The organism is Enterococcus gallinarum NBRC 100675 (assembly GCF_001544275.1).
Taxonomy (GTDB): Bacteria; Bacillota; Bacilli; order Lactobacillales; family Enterococcaceae; genus Enterococcus_D; species Enterococcus_D gallinarum.
The window spans coordinates 84,690-105,753 of the sequence record NZ_BCQE01000008.1; the positions used below are offsets into that span (position 1 = coordinate 84,690).

The window sequence follows — 21,064 nt, forward strand, 5'->3', positions numbered from 1 at the left end:
TTATAGCGTTTTTTTGTCACTTCTCAAAATGCAAGTCCTTACTTTTTCTGTATCTTATCGCCGCTTATTCTATTATGTACAACAAATGAGGAGTGACGAAATCATTCATCGGCTACTCCTCATCTGCTCCTACGCGCAGTTGCTCCGCTTATTTTAACTAATTATTTTCCAGATTCACGGTATTCATCGAATTGTTTTTGCATTTCATCACGAACTTTGTCCCAACCAGCTGTTTTCAATTCTTCCACTAGTTTTGGCACATTTTCTTCTGGATCGATGGTCCCTGTAGCCAGACTTGCTTTGTAACGATTCATGACATTGGCGATGTTGGTGATTTCAGTCTTCACGCTATCCGTTTTAAAGTTGAAACCTAAAATTGGTGATTCTTCGGCTTTAGCAATGTTTTCGTCACGTTCTTTGATCATTTCATCAGTGATCGATTCTTGCGTATACAAGATCATATTGTTCCCAGTATTCCATGCCGCCATATGAGTGTTTGGTTTGTAGCCATCCAACAATTTGATTTTGTTGTCTTGCCCTTCCACTTTTTCCCATGCTTCTCCTTCAACACCCCAGACAAGTCCATTCAACAATTCAGGGTCACTGTTTAACAAACCAAGGAATTCAACGGCTTTTTCTTTGTTTTTAGAAACATTTGCCACCACAAAGTTCGCCATTTGGGCTTGCCCTGTTGATTTCAATTGTTTGGTAAGCGGACGAGAAATCAATTCGTGACCGGCAGCATTGTTCAAAATTGTATCGCCGTAATCCATTGGACCTTGGGTTTCTTCACGCATAAACCAAGTATTTCCTTCTAATGGATAGCCAGTGGTATTGGTTGCGGCATCTGTTGGGATCAATCCTTCTTTGTACCATTTGTGCATCAATTTCAAGTTTGCCATTTGTTCATCATCTTCATATGGGTTGATGATTTTTGTAGTGTCTCCGTCAAGTTTGACCGCAAATGGATAGTCTTTCCCCATGACATAGTCATAGTTCCCTGAAATGTTGAAGGTTTGACCAATTGCGAAGCTGGCAATATTCGGTTCCTTCTCATGGAATTTTTTCAAGGCATCTTCTGCATCAGCATAAGAATTGATATTGCTGATATCAATGTCGTATTTATCGAGATATTGTTTATTGAATGTCAATACTTGTTGCGCATACACGTTTCCATTAACAGGAAAGGCATACAGCTTGCCATCGATGGTGTTGCCTTTGATATATGATTCGTCTAATTGATCATAAGCTTCCTTAGCATATTTTGGTGCGAGGTCGGTCAGATCCGCATATGCTCCTTTTTGGGCATTTGCCACAAAATTAGATGCAAAAGAGATATCATAGTTTTCACCAGAAGAAATGATCGTGCTCATTTTTTGATCCCAATCACCCCAGCCAATATACTGCAGATCGATCTTGGCATTGATTTTTTCCTCGATTCGTTTGTTGGCGATCTCCATCAATTGATCGAAGTTCTCTGGTTTGTCCCCTACTTGATACATCAACAAAGTCGTTACGCCATCTGCACTATTAGAATCAGAATCCGACGACTCCCCGTTTGACCCGCAAGCAGCTAAGCTCAACAGCATTGCTGAAGCGAATCCTGCAAACATTGTTTTTTTCCACGATTTCATTTGTTTTCCTCCTATATCCTTATTATTCTTTGACACCGCCAATTGTCAAGCCGCCCACGAAATATCGTTGGAAAAATGGGTAAGTAATGGCAATTGGTAATGTTGCTACTACAACGATTGCCATCCGAGCAGTCTCGTTTGGCAGTGCGGCCAATCCACCTTGAACTTGAGCGGCCATACCGGTACTTTTAGCTAGATAATCCAAGTTCGATTGAATCCGCATCAATAGTGCTTGTAAGGGCACTAGTGAATCCTTTTGAATGTATAACAATGCATTGAACCAATCATTCCAGTAACCAAGTGCCGCAAATAAACTGATCGTAGCGATTCCTGGAACCGCTAATGGTAAGACGATCGATAAGAAAATCTTCATTTCGCTGGCACCATCGATCCGAGCTGACTCAATAATACTGTCTGGCACAGTCTTCTTGAAGAAAGTCCGCATCACTAAAATATTGAAAGGGCCTAATGCAATCGGCAAAATCAATGCCCAAATCGTGTCTTTTAATTGAATCAAATTAACCATTACTAGGTAATTCGCTACCATTCCTGGGGCAAAAAGCATCGTTACCAATGCAAAGAGCGTAAAGAATCGCCGAAATGGGAAATTGGAACGAGAAATCACATAGGCATACAATGAAGTCATCGTTGCATTGATGACTGTTCCGAAGACGGTGATAAAGACGGAGATCCCAAATGCTTGAAAAATCTTACTGCTCATGGCGCCACTAAAGAGATAGCTATAGGCTGCAAAAGAAAATTCACCGGGCCAAAAGCGATAGCCATTCTCAGCTAGCGAAGTTTCACTTGTCAGAGAAATTGCAATTACAAATAAAAATGGTAAGACACAAGAAAAGGCAAATAGCGCCAAAACAATATTGAAAATCAGGTTGACCGTTGGATTAAAGGAACGGACTTCGACCTTTGCTACTTTCTTTTTCATTCGTCCATCCTCCTTAGAATAATGCTGAATCTGGTTCTAATTTACGTACCACTAAGTTGGCAGCTAAGAGCAAGCACATACCCACTACGGATTGATAAAGTCCGGCGGCTGCAGTCATGCCAAAGTCACCTGTTGCAGTCAAGCCGTTATAGATGTAGGTATCTAAAACGGAAGACACTTGATACAATGCGCCTGAGTTACGAGGGACTTGGTAGAATAGACCAAAGTCGGCCCGGAAGATCCCGCCAATATTCAAAATCAATAAGACAGAGATCATCGGCAATAATTGCGGCAGTGTCACGTTTTTGATTTGTTGCCATTTATTGGCCCCGTCCACCATCGCTGCTTCATAATAGGTTTGATCGATCCCCATTACCGATGCGTAATAAATGATGCTGTTGTAGCCCAAGCTCTTCCAGACGTTCATGAATACAAAGATGAATGGCCACCATTTTGGATCGGCATACCAGTTGATTCCTTCACCACCCATGTTGGTGATCCATTGATTGATAATTCCTTTGTCAGGGCTCAAAAAGGCATAGACAAAATAGGAAATAACTACCCATGAAAGAAAATAAGGCAGCAATGACATGGTGTGATACACTTTAACCAATCGCTTGTTCCGCAATTCACTCATCACGATCGCAAAGGCGATGGCAAAAAATAGATTGAATGCTAGAAACACGATATTGTAAAGCAATGTATTTCTAGTGATCAGCCAAGCATCATTTGATGCAAATAAAAATTTGAAATTATCAAACCCGACCCACGGGCTCTGTTGCAGACTGGCAAAAAATCCGTCTGGTGAAAGACGAAAATCTTTGAATGCAACGACATTGACAAATACTGGAATATAGAAAAAAAAGATGAACCAAATGACACCGGGAAGTGCCATTAAGATAAGTGCTTTAAATTGCCACACATTTTTCCAAAATCCCTTTTTCTTCACATTTGATCAACTCCTTCTGTTATAAGAATAACGCTTTCATTGTGAATAATTAAGGAACAAACTAAAGGTAAAAAGAAACAAATTAAAGATTTTGTCTCTTCTATTATCTTTTGTATGATTTTCCCCATCGTTCAAAAGACGATTTTTCTTCACAAAAAAACAAGCAGCACGTATTGCTGCTTGTTTTACTTTTTTTATTGGGCTTCTTTTCCTAATAACAGACTGCCAATAATACCGCTTTTGTTCGGCAGCCCCCAAGCAACAATGTATTCTGTGACTGCCGGTGTTTCCATGTAACCAGCCATTTGTTCAGTAAACTGATCGTGGATCTTCGTCAAAAGATGCGGCTGGTTCATGACTCCTCCTCCTAATACAATTCGATCAGGGGCAACTGTCAAAGTGATATTCACAAGTGCTTGCCCGATATAAAAGGCTTGTAAATCCCAAATCTCATGATCTTTTGGCAAATGTTGTCCTTTGATTCCTGTCCGTGCTTCCAGTGAGGGACCAGCTGCTAATCCTTCCAGACAATCTTTGTGGTAGGGACAGGTGCCGACATAATCGTCCTGCGGATACCGTTTCACAAAAGTATGCCCAACTTCCGGATGACCTGCGCCTTGGAAGATTTCCTCATTGATCACGATTCCAGCTCCAATACCAGTGCCAATAGTTAGATACACACAGCTGCGCATTCCTTGTGCCGCACCTTGTTTCAGTTCCCCAAAAGCCGCAGCATTGACATCTGTCGTCCAGGCAAAACGAGTGGCGGGATACCGTTTTTTCAAAGTCCCTAAAAAATCAAACTGCTGCCAGCCTTTTTTGGGTGTTGCTAAGATTTTGCCATACGTTTCTTGTTGAGGATCGATCCCAATCGGACCAAATGATCCTACCCCCATGGTGGCTAAGGTGTACTTATCAAAAAAAGCAAAAATAGCAGCCATCGTTTCCTCTGGTGTCGTCGTAGGTAGTGAACACTCATCAATGATAGATCGTTCATCAGCGACCGCACAATTCATTTTTGTTCCACCGGCTTCAATTGCACCATAAAACATCTTTTTCACTCCTTCAAACCGATTGTTCGAATTTCATAAGCAGCCAGTGTTTCTCCGACTGATTGAGACTGTTCTTCTTCCAACAAATTAAGCAGGCAACGATCTGTCTTTTCTTTCTTCGCGACAAAAGATGTTGCTGTATCGGCAAGATTGTACCCTCTTAGAACGAGCAAATCATCTTGGCGACGACGTTTAAGAGCCGTGATCGCCACTGTAGCGCCATTGGCTTCCACGAATTGCGACTGTTTTCCTAATAGACCTGAGTGGATGGCTGTTTGCCGGGCGATCCAAGGCACTTGAGCTGCTTGTGCTTGTCGATAGGTTTCGTAGCGTTCGTTGGCTTGAGCATGCAACTCAATCCCGTACTCAAACGTATGCTTTCCAATACATTGCGCTTCTGGTGTTGGGAAATAGCCCCAATCGCCAAGTTCTCCTGTGCATCGTAACAATGTCAAACAAATTTTGTCTTCTACGATCTCGTATTCATTTAAACCAGTATTGGAAACTGTGACGCCGAAATCTTCCTCATGTAAATTAACAAATGCGTGTTGATGCTGAGGATTTGTCGGATTTTGCCAATGACTAGATACTTGGTTTGGCCTTCTAACTGCTTCATAGATACTATCAGCTTCATGTTGATCCGTATGGATACCCGTAGGGAAAAGCGCCCGTAACCGGTGGTCTTTGCTTTGGTTGTTCACTGTCGTTTTAAAACTGATTCGTTTACTATTGCAGTCCAAGCGGATTTCTGTTTCCAAGGTAAATGGCACTGTTTGTTGCGCCCTTTGTGCTTTACGGAAACGGAAATCGACGACTGCTTTTTGTTCTTCAAGTAATTGCTCATCAGCCGATACTGGAATTTGCATCATTTGCGTTACTTTAACGACGCCATAAAGAGCAGAATTTGCGATGACCTCAATTTGATGAGGAAAAGCTGTTGAGTAAATGGCGCGATCCCCTTCAGGTTGTTTGAAAATATACTCATTGCCGATATCTCCAACATCTTCAAAAACCAATAAATCCGTCAATTCTTTCCCGGTTGTTTTTTCTTTGATGGTCAGACTGCCATTTGAAGTGATCGTTGCTTGGACAAACGCGTTTTCTAAAACACGACCATCTGCTGAAACGATTTTTTCTGTCGTAGATGCTACTTGTGGCTTGTCAGCCTCAATCAGTGCAAAGGTCTGCCATGAAAATTCCGGCATTTGATCCACTTGAACTTGTACATTGACAAAACGCTTCATAAAAGGAATCCGAAAAGCGTCTTTCGGTAATTCATAGTCAAAAAGCACTTCTTCTTCGCTGATTTTTGCCGGTAAGATCTTTCCTTCAGAATCAATGATTTGGTAAGAACCTTTCGGCTGTTGCTGCAACTCTTGATATAACCGGCTAGGAAGTCCTTCTCGGAATGTTTTCCGGCTCAGTTCTACTTCCACTTCAACGATGCCCGAACGCGTCGTCCCTGAGGTATTAAAGACAACAAATGGTCGGCTCTCTTTTGGAAAAGCGGAAGTATCTATGGCATTTAGCAACTGTGCTACTGCTTCATCAGCGACATACTTGCCGATTTCATTGGCTTTTTCAAATCGCGGCATCATCTCCCGATGCACTTCGTCCACCGAACAGCCACAAATACTGTCATGAGGATGATTTTGCATCAACAGCTTCCAAGCGTGGTCCAGCACATCATGGGGATACTTCTTCGTTACCTCATACGCCATCGTTGCTAATGGTTCAGCCACATTTTCCAATTGACGTGAGACGCGCGTATTCCATTGTTTCAAATAAACCCGCGAGGAGGCCGTGTTGGCTAGCGTATACCAGCCGTCTGTCTCTTGACTCGTCAATTCGCCGCTCACGGTCCCAAGGTCTGCTGGCAAATCCGCTTGAACTGCTGCAAGGTATTCTGTGAACCCAGCATGTTTGAATTCATAATCAGGGAACAATTCATTCGCTAAGCGGATCGCTTCACTGATATTTTTTTGGACAGGCTGATGGTCCACACCATTCATCATCAAGTAATGATTTGTCGAACCAAATTTCTCAACATCTTGCAATTTTTGTGTCCAAAACTGGTGAGCTTCTTCCCGATCAACCGGAATCTCATTGCCATTGGAATACCAGTTGGCAAAAAGTAGACCAAAGATCTCACTGCCATCTGGACCTCGCCAATTCATTTCTGAGTATTGGGAGGTAAACTGATCATCCGGTAAGACTTCGTTATCAAACCCGATTGGCTTAACTCCTCGACCAAAAGCTGCACTATGCAAGTTGGCTTGCTTCATCATTTGCGGCGTTTGACCCATATTCCCGAATGTATCCGGGAAATAGCCCAACATGACGGGTGTTCCCCATTTTTTGCTTTCAGCCATCCCAATCAACATGTTGCGGGTATTGGACTCTGAACTAATCAAAAAGTCATCTTGAAGAATATAAAAGGGACCAATTTGTAATTTTCCTTGATCGATTGCTCGTTTGACCGCTGCCCGCTTTTCCGGACGAACTTCCAAATAATCATCTAGGATAATGGTCTGACCATCTAAATGAAAACTGTGGAACTCAGGATCTTTCTCAAACAATTCCAATAGATCATCCATCAATTCAATCAAGCGCATATGGTGTTGCTCATAAGGCATATACCACTCACGATCCCAATGACTATGAGATACGATATAAATTTGTTTTTTCATTGTCTAACTCCTCTCGTTTTTGCCGGAGATGCTTATTTTTCTACTCGAATATCAAAGTAATCCATGACAAGCTCACAAAACATCATATTGGCCCATGAGAACCATTCCCGTGTATATTTCGTCGGATCATCCACGTCGAATCCTTCATGCATCAAATGGGTGCCAGCATCGGTTGCAACTAATTGATTGAGAATTCGTTCTTTCTCCGCCTTATCTGGTGTCGTCATGCCTTCCATTGCCATCGCGATCGGCCACACATAGTTTTCTGGTGTATGAGAGCTTCCGATTCCCTTCGCATATTTCCCTTCATAGAAGTAAGAATTTTCGGAACTGAGCAACGTTTTGCGTGTGGCTAAATAGGTTTCATCTTGATCTGATCCGTAACCTAAATAAGGGGCGGCAATCAAATTCGGTACGTTGCTATCATCCATCACAGTGGCATTGCCTTGACCATCGACTTCATAGGCATAGATCGTTTGACCCGCTTGATTGGTAGTTTTGCCAAACGCATCGATCCCTGCTTGGATCTCTGATTGGAGCTGTTTTGCTTGAGTAACAATCGCTGGTTCATTCAAGATAGAACTAAAAATCTCAACAATGTAGCCTAAGACCACTACAGCAAACATATTCGAAGGAACTAGATAACCATAGGTACAGGCATCGTCACTGGGACGAAATCCCGACCAGGTCATACCAGTTGGTACGACAGGCGCTCCTTTCCCGTCATTGATCAAGGTATCTTCTTTGCGCCATGTTTCTCTCTCAAAGCGATAAGGAGATTCTTGATGATTTTGTTCCGTGGCAAAAACATGAAGGGCTTTTTTGATACCGCTCACAAAATCGTCATTAAATTGATCTGTTCTGCCAGTATTCTTATACAACAGGTACGCCAATTGAATCGGATAACACAAAGAATCGATCTCATATTTTCGTTCCCAGATCCAATCATTCATCTCTGTCAAATCGCTTTGATGCCCGGCGCCATTTGCCGCTTCATTAAAGGCATTGGCATAAGGGTCGATATTGATATAAAAAAATTGCTTCTTGACTAATCCGCTGATCATTGCTGCCAGCTCTTCATCTTCTTTGGCAATTACTAAATAAGGCCGTACCTGCGCGGTTGAGTCTCGCAACCACATCGCCGGAATGTCCCCTGTCAGTAGAAATGTTGTGCCATCTTCATGGCGTTTGACCGTTGTCAACAATGTGTTAGCAAAAGCAGCATTGAAGTTTTTTGCCCAATCCGCATGTTCACTTCCGCAACGTTCGGTTATTTCCTGCATAAAGTTTGCAACTGAATTTGGTATTTCTTGATAAGCCATTTGGTCACCGTCCTAAATTTGATATATCATTTCACGAATTCAGTATAACGATGTTTCTTAGCATTGTCTAGTACAATTTGACAGAACTCTATTTTCAATTTTGAACGAATATGCTATCCTGTAAATATGATATATCAAAAGAAGGAGATCAACTCATGAAAGAACCATTATACAAAAAAATTTATCACGAATTGTATGAGCAGATTCAAAGCGGTGAGTTAGCTCCGGAAAGCCGTGTCCCTACTGAAAAGGAATTGTCAGAGAAATACCAAGTGAGTCGCATCACCTCCAAGCGAGCCTTAACTGAATTGGAACAAAATCAGCTGATCTATCGTATTCAAGGAAGTGGCAGTTTTGTTCGTAGACCGATCCAACCACAATCAAAGGGGAAAGTGCTGTTTATTTTACCCTTCGCGAATGACCTTTCCCTTGGCAATTTTACGGAAGGCATCTATCCAGTCATGCAGGAACAGGGATTCGAATTGATGCTGACACCTGTTGATTATCTGGAGCAAACCACGGCCGAAGCTTTGACCGAAGAATTTGACGGAATGATCTACTATGCTAGCAACACGAATTCAAATTATGATCTGCTTTTCGAACTGGCTTCACAAGGGTTCCCTGTTGTCACACTTGATAAAGCACTGCATGAGTTCTCATTCCCAGCTGTTTTGGCAGACAACTTTGAAGGAGGACAGTTAGCGACTGAACATCTTTTGGCACAAGGTCATCAACGCATTGGCTATATTTTTGGTGAGCGTCATCATCCACAGTCTGTCCGCCAACGTTATCTAGGCTATGTGGATCAATTAAAAAAGCAACAGTCGTCTTTTCGAACAAAACTTGATGATCCTCAGGCACTTTTGTCATCAGCTGTTAGTTATATTCAAGAGAATCAGTTGACTGGGGCTGTCTGCGAGAATGATCTTGTCGCCATCGAATTGATGCGCCAATTGAAACAAGTTGGGGTTCAGGTTCCAAAAGAGTTTGCTGTGATCGGCTTCGATGACATTCAAGCCGCTGCATTGGTGGATCCACCTCTCAGCACTGTAAAACAAAATTTTGCCGAGTTGGGTCGTTTGGCTGGTACAAAATTAGTACAGTTGATTCAGTCAAATACTGCCGACTTGTCTACGCTCGCCAAAGAAGATGAGTTTGCAACAGCGAATCAGAAAGTCGCAGTCACTTTAGTTGTCAGAAATTCAACAATTGACCAAAAACAATGACATAAAGGAGCAAACAAAATGAAAGTAACAATGATCGATACGAGGCATGGGACAGATAATCAATACAGCTTTTCTCACGGCAACTGTCTCCCTTATACAGGGGTTCCGTTTGGCATGAACTATTTTGCCCCTCAAACAAGCGACCAACGAGGAAGTTGGTGGTTCCATCCTGAAGACCGTACGTTTCAAGGATTTCGACTGACCCATCAGCCAAGCCCCTGGATGGGCGATTTTAGTCACCTTACTTTTTTGCCTATTAATGGGAAGCTATCAGAAAATACACTCTTCCATGCCCAAAGTTCCTATCGTCCAGAAGAAAGTGTCTTCAATCCAGCTTGTTTACAAGTGAAAAGCCAACGCTACCAACTCACTACAACATTGATCCCAAGCATGTACGGAGGCATTCTGGCTCTAGATGGCGCAGTGACTGATCCCGGCTTAGGAATTTCTTTGCCTGGGCGCTATCAGCTGCAGCAAGTCGACGAACAGACCGTCAAAGGACAGGTCATCAATTACTCCGGATGTGAAGACAACGACTTTGCTTTTCACTTCATCTTGCGTTTTGAAACAGCTGTTCATGCGATTGAAGGGGAATTATCAGGAGAAAATGGCTTTGTGGTGATTCGTTTTGAAGAAAAAAATCAGCAAACGATCCGTTTTGGGACATCTTTTTTAAGTTCTCAGCAAGCCTTTCTGAATCTCAGCCGTGAGTTGGATCAAACAACAGCCGACTACTTATCTAATGCTCAACAATCATGGGAAAACTACTTGAATCGAATAGATATCAAGCACCACGATCCAAAACAAGTTTCAACTTTTTATCATAATTTTTATCGGTTGTTTTTATTCCCACAGACTTTTTATGAACGAGATCAATCTGGTCAAAAAATCCATTACGATACACTTGCCAAGACCATCAAACCAGGACCGCTTTATACAAACAATGGTTTCTGGGATACTTACAAAACAGTCTACCCACTCTTTTCTCTGATTGCGGTCGAGCAGCTAGAAGATATGTTGGAAGGATTTTTGAACAGTTTTAAAGAAAGCGGATTCTTGCCAAAATGGTTATCTCCTGATGAGCGAGGGCTGATGCCAGGTACATTGATCGATGCTGTGATCGCTGATGCCTGCGTCAAAGGGATTCGACCTGACTTGATGCCAGAGTTCTTAACAGCTATGAAGAAAGCAGCCACCATTCAGAGCCCAAATCCAAATTACGGTCGGCAAGGAACTGCCGATTACTTGAAATACGGCTATGTTCCTAGTGAATACCATGAATCTGTCAATCATACCCTTGATTATTGTTACAGTGATTTTTGTATTGCCCAGGTGGCAAGTTATCTTGCTAACCCTGAAGCAAGCCACTATCAGCAGCAAGCAAAAAACTATTTAGCGATCTTTGATGCAGAAACAGGCTTTATGCGAGCAAAAGACAAAGCCGGTGATTTTCGGACAGATTTTGATCCCTATCGCTGGGGTCGTGATTATGCAGAAGGCAGTGCATGGCAAAGTAGCTTTGCTGTGTTCCATGATTTTGCTGGCTTGATCGCAGCTCATGGCGGCAAACAATCCTTTGAACAAAAACTGGTGGATTTATGCAATCAAGCTCCCCGATATACTACCGAGGGCTACGGTTTTGAGATTCATGAAATGAGTGAGATGGCGGCTTTGGATTTTGGTCAGTTAGCTATCTCGAATCAGCCTAGTTTCCACTATCCTTATCTCTTTAGTTACATTGGCAAACCAGAAATGGCACAACCATTGATTAAACAATTGCTGACCCAATGTTTCGATGATTCTCCAAAAGGGTATCCTGGAGATGAGGACAATGGCAGCATGTCCGGTTGGTATGTTTTTAACGCATTAGGTTTCTATCCTGTCACTCCTGGTACCGGCGAATACGTTTTGGGGATGCCTTTGCTTGACGAAGCAACACTCTTTTTGTCGAATGGAAAAGAACTTAAAATCCACAGCACGCCAAATCAGCCGCAGCAGCAATTTATCGACAATGTCACTATAAATGGTAAACATCACTCTCGGTTGTTCTTTACTCATGATGAACTGATCGCTGGTACGACGATCCGCTATACTTTAGGCATCGTTCCCCGCAGTAAGACTTGGTCAGCGGAAGCTTATCCTTATAGTCTGTCGCATAGTCAAGAGCCGAATGAAGACCATAATTAAAATCGGTAGGTACCTTTTTTAAAGAACGAGCAATACCGAAAGAAAAAAAAGGCTGCGACATAAGGATCAACCAAACTAAACTATCTGAATGACAGTAATTGAGTTGCGCGAGGTATTTCCCACTTGTGGAGATACCCTGCTGACCGCAGGGGCAATTACAACAACCTTCAGATAGTTAGTTTGTTGAAGAACTTATGTTGCAGATCTTTTTTTTGCTGGTTGCTCTTTTGCAGCTATCAATCAATGAACCGATAGCCTAAATCGATTAGATCAAATGCTTAGATTCCTGTAACGCCAAAATCAGTTCAATGGTTCGCAGCACACCATTTTCATCATTGGAGCGGGTCACAAAAGCTGCAGCTTCCTTGATTTCCTCAAAAGCATTTTTCATTGCAAAGCTGTAAGTGCCAGCAGCCATTAATTCGCTGTCATTCAATCCATCCCCAAAGACCATCGTTTCTTCGGGACTCACTGCCAGCAAATCCTGTAATTGGGCTACTGTTGTCCCTTTATGGACACCTTGATTAGTGATATCGATCCACGCAGCTTCTGAAGCAACGATGTAGGCATCTGCTGCAAAAGAAGACAGCTGCTTGACGCTATCGAAACAACGTAACTTAGGATCATATACCGTCACTTTCACGAAGTCTTCTTGGATCTCACTATAACTGGTGACCGTTTTGACGACACGATAAGAACCTCGAACCCGGGCTGCATTTTCTTCCGTTGTCGTTTCCTTGATATAAGCAGCTGTTGGGGTACAGGCAATGATCACGTGGTCATCTGCTATTTTTTCTAATCGTTGGATCAAACGCTGCCCTAATGCATTTGGGAGTAAGGATTCAAAAACATAGTCTCCTTGATGTTTGATTCGTGTGGCACTATCCCCTAATATCCAGATTTTCGCTGCTTGATCCCCAAACAGTTCTTCTACACGCTCGCACTGCTTGCCAGTACAAGCAGCAAAGGCTATCCCTCTTTGTTCCATCATCTGGCTGACTTTATCAAAATAGGTTCGATCAAAAGCCCCCTGGCTATTTAAAAATGTTCCATCTAAATCTGTAATGATCAGTTTGATCATCTCATTCCACATCCTTCGCCGCGTCGCTGCCGCCCTATTTATTTAACTACCTTAATTAAGTATACTTATTTAACTGAAAACCGTCAATTGCTTTAGGAACTTTCTTTACATTGCTGCGCTTCATCGCTATACTTAATAAACTAGGTTCACTAAAGGAGGCAATGTCATGTCTGCCAATAAAAACTTGATTCGCCACCAGAATATTCAAGTCGTCTTAAAAGAATTGTTTCAAAAAGGGACCTCTTTTGCATCCGATCTGGTAAAAGAGACCGGCATCAGTATGGTGACGATCAATTCTTTATTAAAAGATCTTGTTTCAGAGGGAATGGTAACGAAAGGCGAGCTCGTTCAAAGAGAGATTGGGCGCCCAGCTATCGAATATTGCTTTAACTATAAGTACTCAAAATCATTGTTGCTCGCTTTGATAGAAGTAAATCGTCAATTGGAGTTGAGAAGCTACCTCATCGATTTAAAAGGAACGATCTTAGCTACGCAGCACCAAGCTTTTCCCGAGATCACACCGACAGCCTTTCAGAGTCTTGCCCGACAATCCATCGAAGCTTTCGCTGATGTCGAACAGATCGCTGTGCTGTTGCCAGGAAAAATCAGTGAGGGTGTCGTGACTTCCAGCTGGTATGAAAAGTTTGATGGATGGGATCTTGACCAGTTATTCAAGGAGATCACGCCTATTCCTTGCTTTTATCAAAATGATGCCCATTTACTGACCGTTGGCCACTGTATTGCCAAGCAGATTTCTCTCTCGGAAAACATCGTAGGTATTTATAATCCCGAAAACAGTATGCCTGGGATTACGTTGATCTTCAATGCTTCCTTGTTAGAAGGCCAAAATGCGCTTGCTGGAGAAGCAAAATACTTACCAGGCTTTATCGACAAAGGTGCACCAAAAAGTACTCAAGAATTGGTGGCCCGCTTATCTGCTTTAGTGCCTTTTTATAATGCTGCTTTTGCTCCTGATCGCTTTGTTTTTGCCAGTACAGCAGCAATAGAAGAAGACTTGCTAACGGCTATCACTCACGACCCTTTAATTACCAAACAACCGAATCATCCTGTATATACCTTTGTTCACGACTTCGATCAAGCCATGATCTTGGGTATGCACTGGCTGCTTTTCCGCAATACCCCCTATGATCTATCTTACTAAACCTTTCCGTTGGGCATTGGGATTTGCGTCAAAAAAACGAACGAGTAGATCCCTCCTTTTTACAGGTGAAAAGTTACGCCAAATCAAGGGATCACCGTTCGATTTTTGTTTACGCAACAGTAATTTCGATCAAATTCCCTTCAGGATCTTGAATCACCGCTTCATAATAACCATCTCCTGTTGTGCGGGGACCGCTCAGTAGAGGAAAGCCATCTGAGACAAAACGTTGCGCATAAGCATCCACTTCCGCTTGACTTTTCAGAGCCATCGCTAAGTGCGTGTAACCCAGTGTATCTGTTCCACCAGGGTGAAGATGCTGCTTTGTCGTTAATTCGATACGACTGCCAGAATCAAAACGCAAAAAATAAGATTGAAACCCAGTCTTGGTGTTGTGATATTTTTCAGAACGTTGGGCACCAAAATAAGTTTCATAAAATTCGGCCATTTTTTCTAGATCACGAACCCAAATGGCAATGTGTTCCACAAACATCGTATCCCTCTTTTCGCTTTTTTATGAAAAGAATCCACTTTACTTGTCCTTTGATCATACACATCCAGATTCTTCTCTTATTCATTGTATCGAAGTTTCTTCTTTCCAGCAATTTTATTCCTATCACAGAGCAATCCTCTTTCTTCTTATTTCCTCTTATTTTTAGCCATTACTTGAATGGTTTTTCTGAAACCAGTCGCAATAGTTGCAGTTCCTCAAAAATTTCTCTAAAGTGAAAGAAAATAAGTCATCGATCAAAAAAGATTCTCCAGTTTGCGAAGGAGGAATGAAAATGAACATCGCAATCATCGGTGCCGGACCGCGAGGATTGTCCCTATGTGAAAGGTTGATTGCTCAAGCAAGTATCAATCAGCAGTCCCTATCCCTCACATTGATTGATCCCTATCCCCCTGGAGGCGCTATTTGGCAAACGAATCAACCGCAAAGTTTGCTACTCAATTCTGTGACCAGTCAAGTTACCCTTTTTACTGACGAAACGCTAGAAACTGGTGGCCCGATCACCCCCGGTCCCAGTCTTTACGAATGGGCAAAAAAAGACGGTAGGAATTTTGCTAGAAAAAATCAGCCCTCACTGGTACCAGAAATTGACAACTTAGATCCTGACGGTCATTGTTCTCGCGCAATATACGGGTTGTATCAGAAATGGTTTTATCAGCAATTGATTGAAACATTGCCCCCATTCATCACATTCACGTATTTGCAGGAAAACGCCATTGGCCTAATACCGAAACAAACGCACTATTTACTAAAAACAGACAGGCATTCTCTTCAATCGGACCGAGTGATTCTGGCAGTCGGGCATCATCAAGTCTCGCTCACTGAAGAAGAAGATCGATTAAACGAATTCGCCCGCCAGAAAGGCTTTTTGTATTCTCCGCCTCAGAATGCAGCGGATGTCGATTTTAATAAAGTTAAAGGCGGAGAACCTGTCATTCTTCGAGGTCTAGGATTGGCGTTCTTTGATTATGTCACTCGTTTGACTACTGATCGCGGCGGGGTCTTTATTGGTACTGATTGCCTTCGCTACATTCCTTCGGGCAATGAACCAACAATCATTGCCGGATCAGGAAGAGGTTTGCCATACCACGCACGAGGAGCCAATCAGAAGCAGCCAACAGAACAGATTCTGCCTCGCTTCTTGACAACGGAACGACTCCGCTCTTGGCAAGCGAAAGGGCAAGATCAGTCCACTGAGTTTTTCTTTTATTTGCAAAAAGAAATGGAACTTGTTTATTATCAACGCTGGCTGTCTCAAGGTGATCAAGAGGCTTTTCAAGCGGCTTTTACTGAACAGTTTGTCCGCCAAAATGGAGCCACCGATGTTTTGACAGACTTCCAAATTCCTCGCCAAAATTGGTTGGACTGGCGCTATATCTTAGATCCTTACGAAAGAAAAGAGAGCCAATCGGTTCGCGACTTTCTGTTAACCTATCTTACTTGGGATGTTACAGAAGCGGCCAAAGGAAATTTAACTAGTCCGATTAGCAGTATGTTTGAATTATTAAAGGATTTGCGTGATCCCTTGCGCTTTATGCTTGATCAACAATTGTTTTCGCCAAAAGCATTGAAAGAAAAATTCTGGCAGTCATTCGTTCCTTTGAACGCATTTTTATCGATTGGTCCCCCACTTCAGCGTATTCGGGAATTGATCGCACTGATCGAAGCAGATATCGTCACGATTCTTGGTCCAAAGATGACAGTAGAAGAAAGCGACACCTTTGTGGCCTATTCAACAAACTATCCCCAACAACGATATCCCGCTAAACAGGTATTGGAAGCTCGGATTCAATCGACGGATATTCGTCGTACCGCTAATCCATTGTTAAGACAATTACTAGCTGATGGCATTGCCAGTCCTCATAAGTTATACCTTCCTAAGGAGGCTCCGTTTTACACAGGTGCCATTGCGATCGATCCGGCCACAAGCCAGTTGCTTGATCCAAATGATCAGATCCAAGAGGGACTTTACTGTTTTGGTATCCCAACAGAAGGCATTCACTGGCTAACCGCCGCCACAGCACAACCGGGAACAAATGCTTTTAATTTACGTCAAGCAGATCAGATTGCTGCCCATTGCTTGACTAGTTCTCTGCTTGGGGATAGGAGCTGCCTTCAATAAATTGCGATTGCAAATAAAAACCGATACAATAAAAGAAAAGGCTCAAGGAGGTTGAAAAATGGCAGATGAACTACAAAAGATCGATGCGTTGATCAATGAAGTCGAGAAAGTGATTTTAGGAAAACGTGATGTGATCCAATTAACTGTGGCGGCATTATTGGCAGGTGGTCACGTTTTGTTTGAAGATATTCCCGGAGTAGGGAAAACGATGCTAGTCAAATCATTGGCAAAAGCCATCCAAAGCGACTATAAGCGTGTTCAGTTCACCCCAGATCTTTTGCCCAATGATATCTTAGGTGTATCGATCTTCAATTCAGAAAACCAGCAATTTGAATTTCGACCGGGACCTATCTTTACTTCTGTGTTATTAGCAGATGAAATCAATCGGACGACACCTCGTACACAAGCAGCATTATTGGAAGCAATGTCTGAGAATCACGTGACCATCGATAATCAAACCTACGCTCTAAGCCCTCACTTTTTTGTGTTGGCGACCCAAAACCCAATCGAATATGAAGGAACCTATCCTTTGCCGGAAGCACAACTAGATCGTTTTTTGTTTCGATTGCACATTGGCTACCCTGCTTTTCAAGATGAACTTGCCTTACTGATTGGTCAACGCCAACAATCACTCGAACAAATCAGAACCATATTGACCTCGCAAGAAGTTACCGCACTGAAACAAATGGTCGATCAAGTTTTTGTGGAAGACCAGGTCGCTCGCTATGCGCTGCAGTTGGTCCAAGCTAGCCGCAATCATAATGCCATAGATTTAGGCATCAGCCCTCGTGGCGGCATTGCTTTTTTAAAAGGGGCAAAAGCATTGGCTTTGACCGAAGGTAGAACCTATGTGACACCACAAGATTTGCAACGAATCTTGCCAGCCGTTTTTGGACATCGCTTATTATTAAAAGGCGGGATCACAGCTAGTCAGGAAAGTGTATCGGAGATCATGAAACAAATGATCCAACGAGTCCCTGTACCAGTGAGGCGCTGATTATGAGCAAACAGCGGTTATTCGGAAAGCATCTGGTATTTTTCACCACTTATTTTCTTTTATTGAGTTATTGTATCGTTTTTAATAATGAAGCAGGCTGGAGTCTCTTTTTCTTTCTTACTTTGTTAGTACTGGTTGACCTGTTATTCATTCTGCCTTCCTTGAATAAAATCCAAGTGACTCTTGAAGAATCTATCCAAACACAAAAAAATAAACAAACGCCTTTGCCACTGCAAGTTTTCAAGTACCGACCAACACTGTTGCCGATTCCGCAGCTGTCATTCATCTTTCAAAAACAGGAACAGACGCTCACTTTTTATCGGGGCGAATCTATCCGCTTTGAGATGCTGTGGCTTCCTACCGCTCGAGGAGCTTATAAAGACTTGCCATTGACCCTTACAAGTCAAGAACTTTGGGGATTCTTCAAAAAAAGACGGCAAGTAAAGATCCAGCAAGAAGTACTCGTTCTGCCAGAAAATAGACCCGAGGTCCTATCCTTGATGACGCTTTTTGAAAAAAAACCGCGAAAATATACTTACGGGGAACCAAATTTCACCATTCGAAACTACCGTAACTATCAGCAAGGGGATTCATTAAAGCATATTGACTGGAAGCTCTCCAGTAAACAGCAAGAACTGATTTATCGAGAACATGAAACGGAACAACAACAGGAGTTGACTTTGTTGTTTTGGGGTGAATCTCACCCTGCTTTTGAAGACACATTGGCGATCTTCTTTTCGCTACAAAATCTCTTGCTTAAAAAGATGCCTTTTCAGCAACTATTGATCGGCAAGGACCTGGATTCCCCTTATCAAATCCATGCTGGAGCTTTCGCAGCGATTCAGCCATTTATCACAGTCCCAGAACCATTGCCCAAAATCTCAGGGCGTCAGGTGATTATCATCACACCGGCTGTCTCGCAATCCTTAGAAGTCTATCTGGAATCCTTGACGCGAAGCAACATGCTGCAAGTTTATACGTATCATGACCTGATCCAACGACTGTCGAACAAAGAGGTGTCTGAATGAATCCTTTGATCAAAAAAGCCATAATCGGAGCTCTGACTTACATTGCGATCATTTTGACGGTGCTGCCGTTTTTAGCAGTCTACCACTTAGGGCATCAAACTACGTTGCTTCTGTACGCCTTTCTGATTTGCTTCGTGAGTATTTTAAGTCCTCGTATTCGCTACAGTCTGCCTTTTTACATCGTAGGCTGGTTTGTCACGCTTTACCGCTTTTTTCCTTATGGTGAAGGATTTTCCTTCACTTGGTTCCAAAGATATTTTTATGATTTGCAAACCGCTCTCAGCGAGATTCTGGCTGGCAAAGTCGGCTATATCACTGAACTTGTTGCAGTGACCATTATCGTCACCGGCATTCTTCTGTTTGCTGTGTTCTCGATCTACATCCAGCATTTTTATATTGTCTACGGTGCAATGTGTCTCTATCTGCTGACTGTCGTGATTTTTAATGATTTCAATCTAACGTGGCATTTGTTGGGGGTGTGTTTTTGCGGAGTTCTTTGCAGCCTGATCAAAACCCAACAGCTGAAAACTTTACGAGAATGGAGATTCTGGCTGGGACTCACCCTGCTATGCGCTTTACTCCTGGTGGGAGCGACACTACTGCCAAGAACCGCGATTCGCGATCGCTTGGTGGCAGCCACCACTAGTATACGCACACAAGCGAATCAACGCGGTTTTTATCAGTTTATCGAAGAACATGGTGCACCTAGCGGGTCCCGTACAGGCTTTAGCGAAAATGATCGGCAATTAGGCGGTCCCTTATTAGACGATGATACGGTGTTATTTACTGCCCAACAAGATACCCGCCATTATTGGCGAGTAGAAAGCAAAGATTTTTATTCTGGTAAAGGTTGGATCAACACGATACGTGAAGAAAATTTGCGAACAGAGCCTGATTCCCTGCTGATTGTAGATAACAGTTATCAACAAAATTATCTTCAAGAAGAAACTGTCCAGCTTTATTTGCAGAATCAGGGTGATTATTTGCCATTACCCTACGGAAGTAATCAACTGACTATTAAAGAAGGAGCCACTGGATTTATTGTGGATGATGCGGTCCAACGAGTAGATCTAATGGAGCCGCAGCAACAGATTGAAGTCTCACTGGCTTGGCAGCCAGCGGAATATGCCGCTGAAGCATTGCAGTCATTGCCGCGGCAACAGCCAGATACTCCCGTTGACTATACACAATTACCAGCGAACCTTCCTGAACGGATTCGGCAACTCGCTCTCTCGATCACAGAAGATCAAGGCACCGTCTTCGAACAAGTCACAGCCATTGAAAATCACTTGAAAAATTCGATTGAATTCCGCTATTCAAAAACGGATGCCGTCTACCCAGCAGAAGAACAAGACTATGTCGATCAATTCTTGTTCGAATCTAAAGTTGGCTATTGTGATAATTTTTCTACTGCAATGGTGGTCTTATTACGGACGCTCGATATCCCGGCTCGCTGGGTCAAGGGCTTTTCACCGGGAGATGCTCAAACTGAAAATGGCCTGACGACATTTACCGTGAGAAATCGCAACGCGCATTCGTGGGCGGAAGTCTATTTTGCCGGTTTTGGCTGGGTACCGTTTGAGCCGACGCCGAACTTTCAAAATCCTGATCGTCCCGAATTGCAAACAACAACTGCCTCTTCTGAAGAATTACCTGAAACGAGCAGTTCTAGTCGCGAGTCTTCTACCAGCAGCAGTGAGGCTAGCAGTTCGACAACAAGTGCGTCCACTGTTGCACCTTCAAATGAACAGCTTTTCTCTTCTGAAACACGGCAATGGATCAGTTATTTTCTACAAGCTATCGCTTGCTTGATGTTCTTAGGATTGCTGTATCTTTTGCGTCGCTACTTTTTCCGAATTCGCATCTGGTTTATTTATCGCTTTAGTTCCGAACCATTACCAACCGCCTATCCTGTCTTAATGAAACAAGCAACAAAAGTACTTTTCCATGCTGATTCGGAACCTCTTAGTGAGTATGCCCGCCGATTGGAAGATGTCTATCCTATTTTTCACGGCAGTTTTGTCCAACTGACTGCAAGTTATGAAAATTATCTGTACGGCGGGAAACCAGTAGCCAGCCAAAAGCAGCTGATCCTTCATGTCGCCCAACAAATCAGTCAATTAAAGAAAATCAATCAAGTCCATTAAGTGAACCAAGAGAAAA

14 protein-coding genes and 1 pseudogene are annotated in these 21,064 nt (G+C 42.8%); 7 read left to right on the forward strand and 8 right to left on the reverse strand.

The features are described 5' to 3' along the window. Window positions 1-161 precede the first annotated feature (161 nt). From EG2_RS06115 to EG2_RS06140, 6 genes are all read right to left on the reverse strand, one after another. Window positions 162-1,634, reverse strand: coding sequence for an ABC transporter substrate-binding protein (locus EG2_RS06115; protein WP_060813968.1), 1,473 nt, complete (start codon window positions 1,632-1,634; stop codon window positions 162-164). A 22-nt stretch (window positions 1,635-1,656) separates the two neighbouring features. After that, window positions 1,657-2,577 carry a carbohydrate ABC transporter permease gene (locus EG2_RS06120; protein ID WP_060813969.1) on the reverse strand — a complete coding sequence of 307 codons (921 nt, stop codon included), beginning with the start codon at window positions 2,575-2,577 and terminating at the stop codon, window positions 1,657-1,659. Between the two features lie 13 nt (window positions 2,578-2,590). Then, entirely contained in the window at window positions 2,591-3,472 is an 882-nt protein-coding gene (locus tag EG2_RS06125; protein WP_086269301.1) for an ABC transporter permease, read from the reverse strand. Window positions 3,473-3,720: 248 nt separating this feature from the next. Next, window positions 3,721-4,578, reverse strand: coding sequence for an ROK family protein (locus tag EG2_RS06130; protein WP_060813970.1), 858 nt, complete (start codon window positions 4,576-4,578; stop codon window positions 3,721-3,723). Window positions 4,579-4,583: 5 nt separating this feature from the next. After that, a complete protein-coding gene (locus EG2_RS06135) occupies window positions 4,584-7,268 on the reverse strand; it encodes an alpha-mannosidase (RefSeq protein WP_060813971.1) in 2,685 nt (894 codons plus the stop codon). A 32-nt stretch (window positions 7,269-7,300) separates the two neighbouring features. Then, window positions 7,301-8,590 (reverse strand): glycoside hydrolase family 125 protein, encoded by a 1,290-nt coding sequence (locus EG2_RS06140; RefSeq protein WP_060813972.1) that lies wholly within the window; start codon window positions 8,588-8,590, stop codon window positions 7,301-7,303. A gap of 155 nt (window positions 8,591-8,745) precedes the next feature. Here EG2_RS06140 and EG2_RS06145 point away from each other — a divergent pair, with 155 nt between their 5' ends. Together EG2_RS06145 and EG2_RS06150 are read left to right on the forward strand one after the other, a co-directional pair. Next, window positions 8,746-9,816 (forward strand): GntR family transcriptional regulator, encoded by a 1,071-nt coding sequence (locus EG2_RS06145; protein ID WP_060813973.1) that lies wholly within the window; start codon window positions 8,746-8,748, stop codon window positions 9,814-9,816. Window positions 9,817-9,834: 18 nt separating this feature from the next. Beyond that, window positions 9,835-12,003, forward strand: a complete 2,169-nt coding sequence (locus EG2_RS06150) for a GH92 family glycosyl hydrolase (RefSeq protein ID WP_060813974.1) — start codon at window positions 9,835-9,837, stop codon at window positions 12,001-12,003. A 265-nt stretch (window positions 12,004-12,268) separates the two neighbouring features. On the opposite strand, the gene EG2_RS06155 is transcribed toward EG2_RS06150, so the two are convergent. Then, on the reverse strand, window positions 12,269-13,084 hold the full coding sequence (locus tag EG2_RS06155; RefSeq protein ID WP_060813975.1) for an HAD-IIB family hydrolase: 816 nt from the start codon (window positions 13,082-13,084) through the stop codon (window positions 12,269-12,271). A gap of 166 nt (window positions 13,085-13,250) precedes the next feature. Here EG2_RS06155 and EG2_RS06160 point away from each other — a divergent pair, with 166 nt between their 5' ends. Beyond that, window positions 13,251-14,246, forward strand: a complete 996-nt coding sequence (locus EG2_RS06160) for an ROK family protein (protein ID WP_060813976.1) — start codon at window positions 13,251-13,253, stop codon at window positions 14,244-14,246. A 109-nt stretch (window positions 14,247-14,355) separates the two neighbouring features. Here EG2_RS06160 and EG2_RS06165 read toward each other — a convergent pair whose 3' ends face one another. Beyond that, window positions 14,356-14,736, reverse strand: a complete 381-nt coding sequence (locus tag EG2_RS06165; RefSeq protein WP_003125943.1) for a VOC family protein — start codon at window positions 14,734-14,736, stop codon at window positions 14,356-14,358. A 292-nt stretch (window positions 14,737-15,028) separates the two neighbouring features. Here EG2_RS06165 and EG2_RS19945 point away from each other — a divergent pair. From EG2_RS19945 to EG2_RS06185, 4 genes and pseudogenes are all read left to right on the forward strand, one after another. Then, window positions 15,029-15,547: pseudogene (locus tag EG2_RS19945) on the forward strand (FAD/NAD(P)-binding protein); the annotation flags it as partial. Between the two features lie 1,387 nt (window positions 15,548-16,934). Further along, window positions 16,935-17,873, forward strand: a complete 939-nt coding sequence (locus tag EG2_RS06175) for an AAA family ATPase (RefSeq protein ID WP_060813978.1) — start codon at window positions 16,935-16,937, stop codon at window positions 17,871-17,873. Between the two features lie 2 nt (window positions 17,874-17,875). Beyond that, on the forward strand, window positions 17,876-18,901 hold the full coding sequence (locus EG2_RS06180) for a DUF58 domain-containing protein (RefSeq protein WP_060813979.1): 1,026 nt from the start codon (window positions 17,876-17,878) through the stop codon (window positions 18,899-18,901). After that, a complete protein-coding gene (locus EG2_RS06185; RefSeq protein WP_060813980.1) occupies window positions 18,898-21,048 on the forward strand; it encodes a transglutaminase-like domain-containing protein in 2,151 nt (716 codons plus the stop codon). Before EG2_RS06180 ends, EG2_RS06185 begins: the two co-directional genes overlap by 4 nt. Window positions 21,049-21,064: the final 16 nt, after the last annotated feature.

Excerpts from the sequence above, each read along its gene's own strand:
- EG2_RS06115 (WP_060813968.1), bottom strand. The coding sequence starts at position 1,634 with ATGAAATCGTGGAAAAAAACAATGTTTGCAGGATTCGCTTCAGCAATG.
- EG2_RS06120 (WP_060813969.1), bottom strand. The coding sequence starts at position 2,577 with ATGAAAAAGAAAGTAGCAAAGGTCGAAGTCCGTTCCTTTAATCCAACG.
- EG2_RS06125 (WP_086269301.1), bottom strand. The coding sequence starts at position 3,472 with ATGGCACTTCCCGGTGTCATTTGGTTCATCTTTTTTTTCTATATTCCA.
- EG2_RS06130 (WP_060813970.1), bottom strand. The coding sequence starts at position 4,578 with ATGTTTTATGGTGCAATTGAAGCCGGTGGAACAAAAATGAATTGTGCG.
- EG2_RS06135 (WP_060813971.1), bottom strand. The coding sequence starts at position 7,268 with ATGAAAAAACAAATTTATATCGTATCTCATAGTCATTGGGATCGTGAG.
- EG2_RS06140 (WP_060813972.1), bottom strand. The coding sequence starts at position 8,590 with ATGGCTTATCAAGAAATACCAAATTCAGTTGCAAACTTTATGCAGGAA.
- EG2_RS06145 (WP_060813973.1), top strand. The coding sequence starts at position 8,746 with ATGAAAGAACCATTATACAAAAAAATTTATCACGAATTGTATGAGCAG.
- EG2_RS06150 (WP_060813974.1), top strand. The coding sequence starts at position 9,835 with ATGAAAGTAACAATGATCGATACGAGGCATGGGACAGATAATCAATAC.
- EG2_RS06155 (WP_060813975.1), bottom strand. The coding sequence starts at position 13,084 with ATGATCAAACTGATCATTACAGATTTAGATGGAACATTTTTAAATAGC.
- EG2_RS06160 (WP_060813976.1), top strand. The coding sequence starts at position 13,251 with ATGTCTGCCAATAAAAACTTGATTCGCCACCAGAATATTCAAGTCGTC.
- EG2_RS06165 (WP_003125943.1), bottom strand. The coding sequence starts at position 14,736 with ATGTTTGTGGAACACATTGCCATTTGGGTTCGTGATCTAGAAAAAATG.
- EG2_RS06175 (WP_060813978.1), top strand. The coding sequence starts at position 16,935 with ATGGCAGATGAACTACAAAAGATCGATGCGTTGATCAATGAAGTCGAG.
- EG2_RS06180 (WP_060813979.1), top strand. The coding sequence starts at position 17,876 with ATGAGCAAACAGCGGTTATTCGGAAAGCATCTGGTATTTTTCACCACT.
- EG2_RS06185 (WP_060813980.1), top strand. The coding sequence starts at position 18,898 with ATGAATCCTTTGATCAAAAAAGCCATAATCGGAGCTCTGACTTACATT.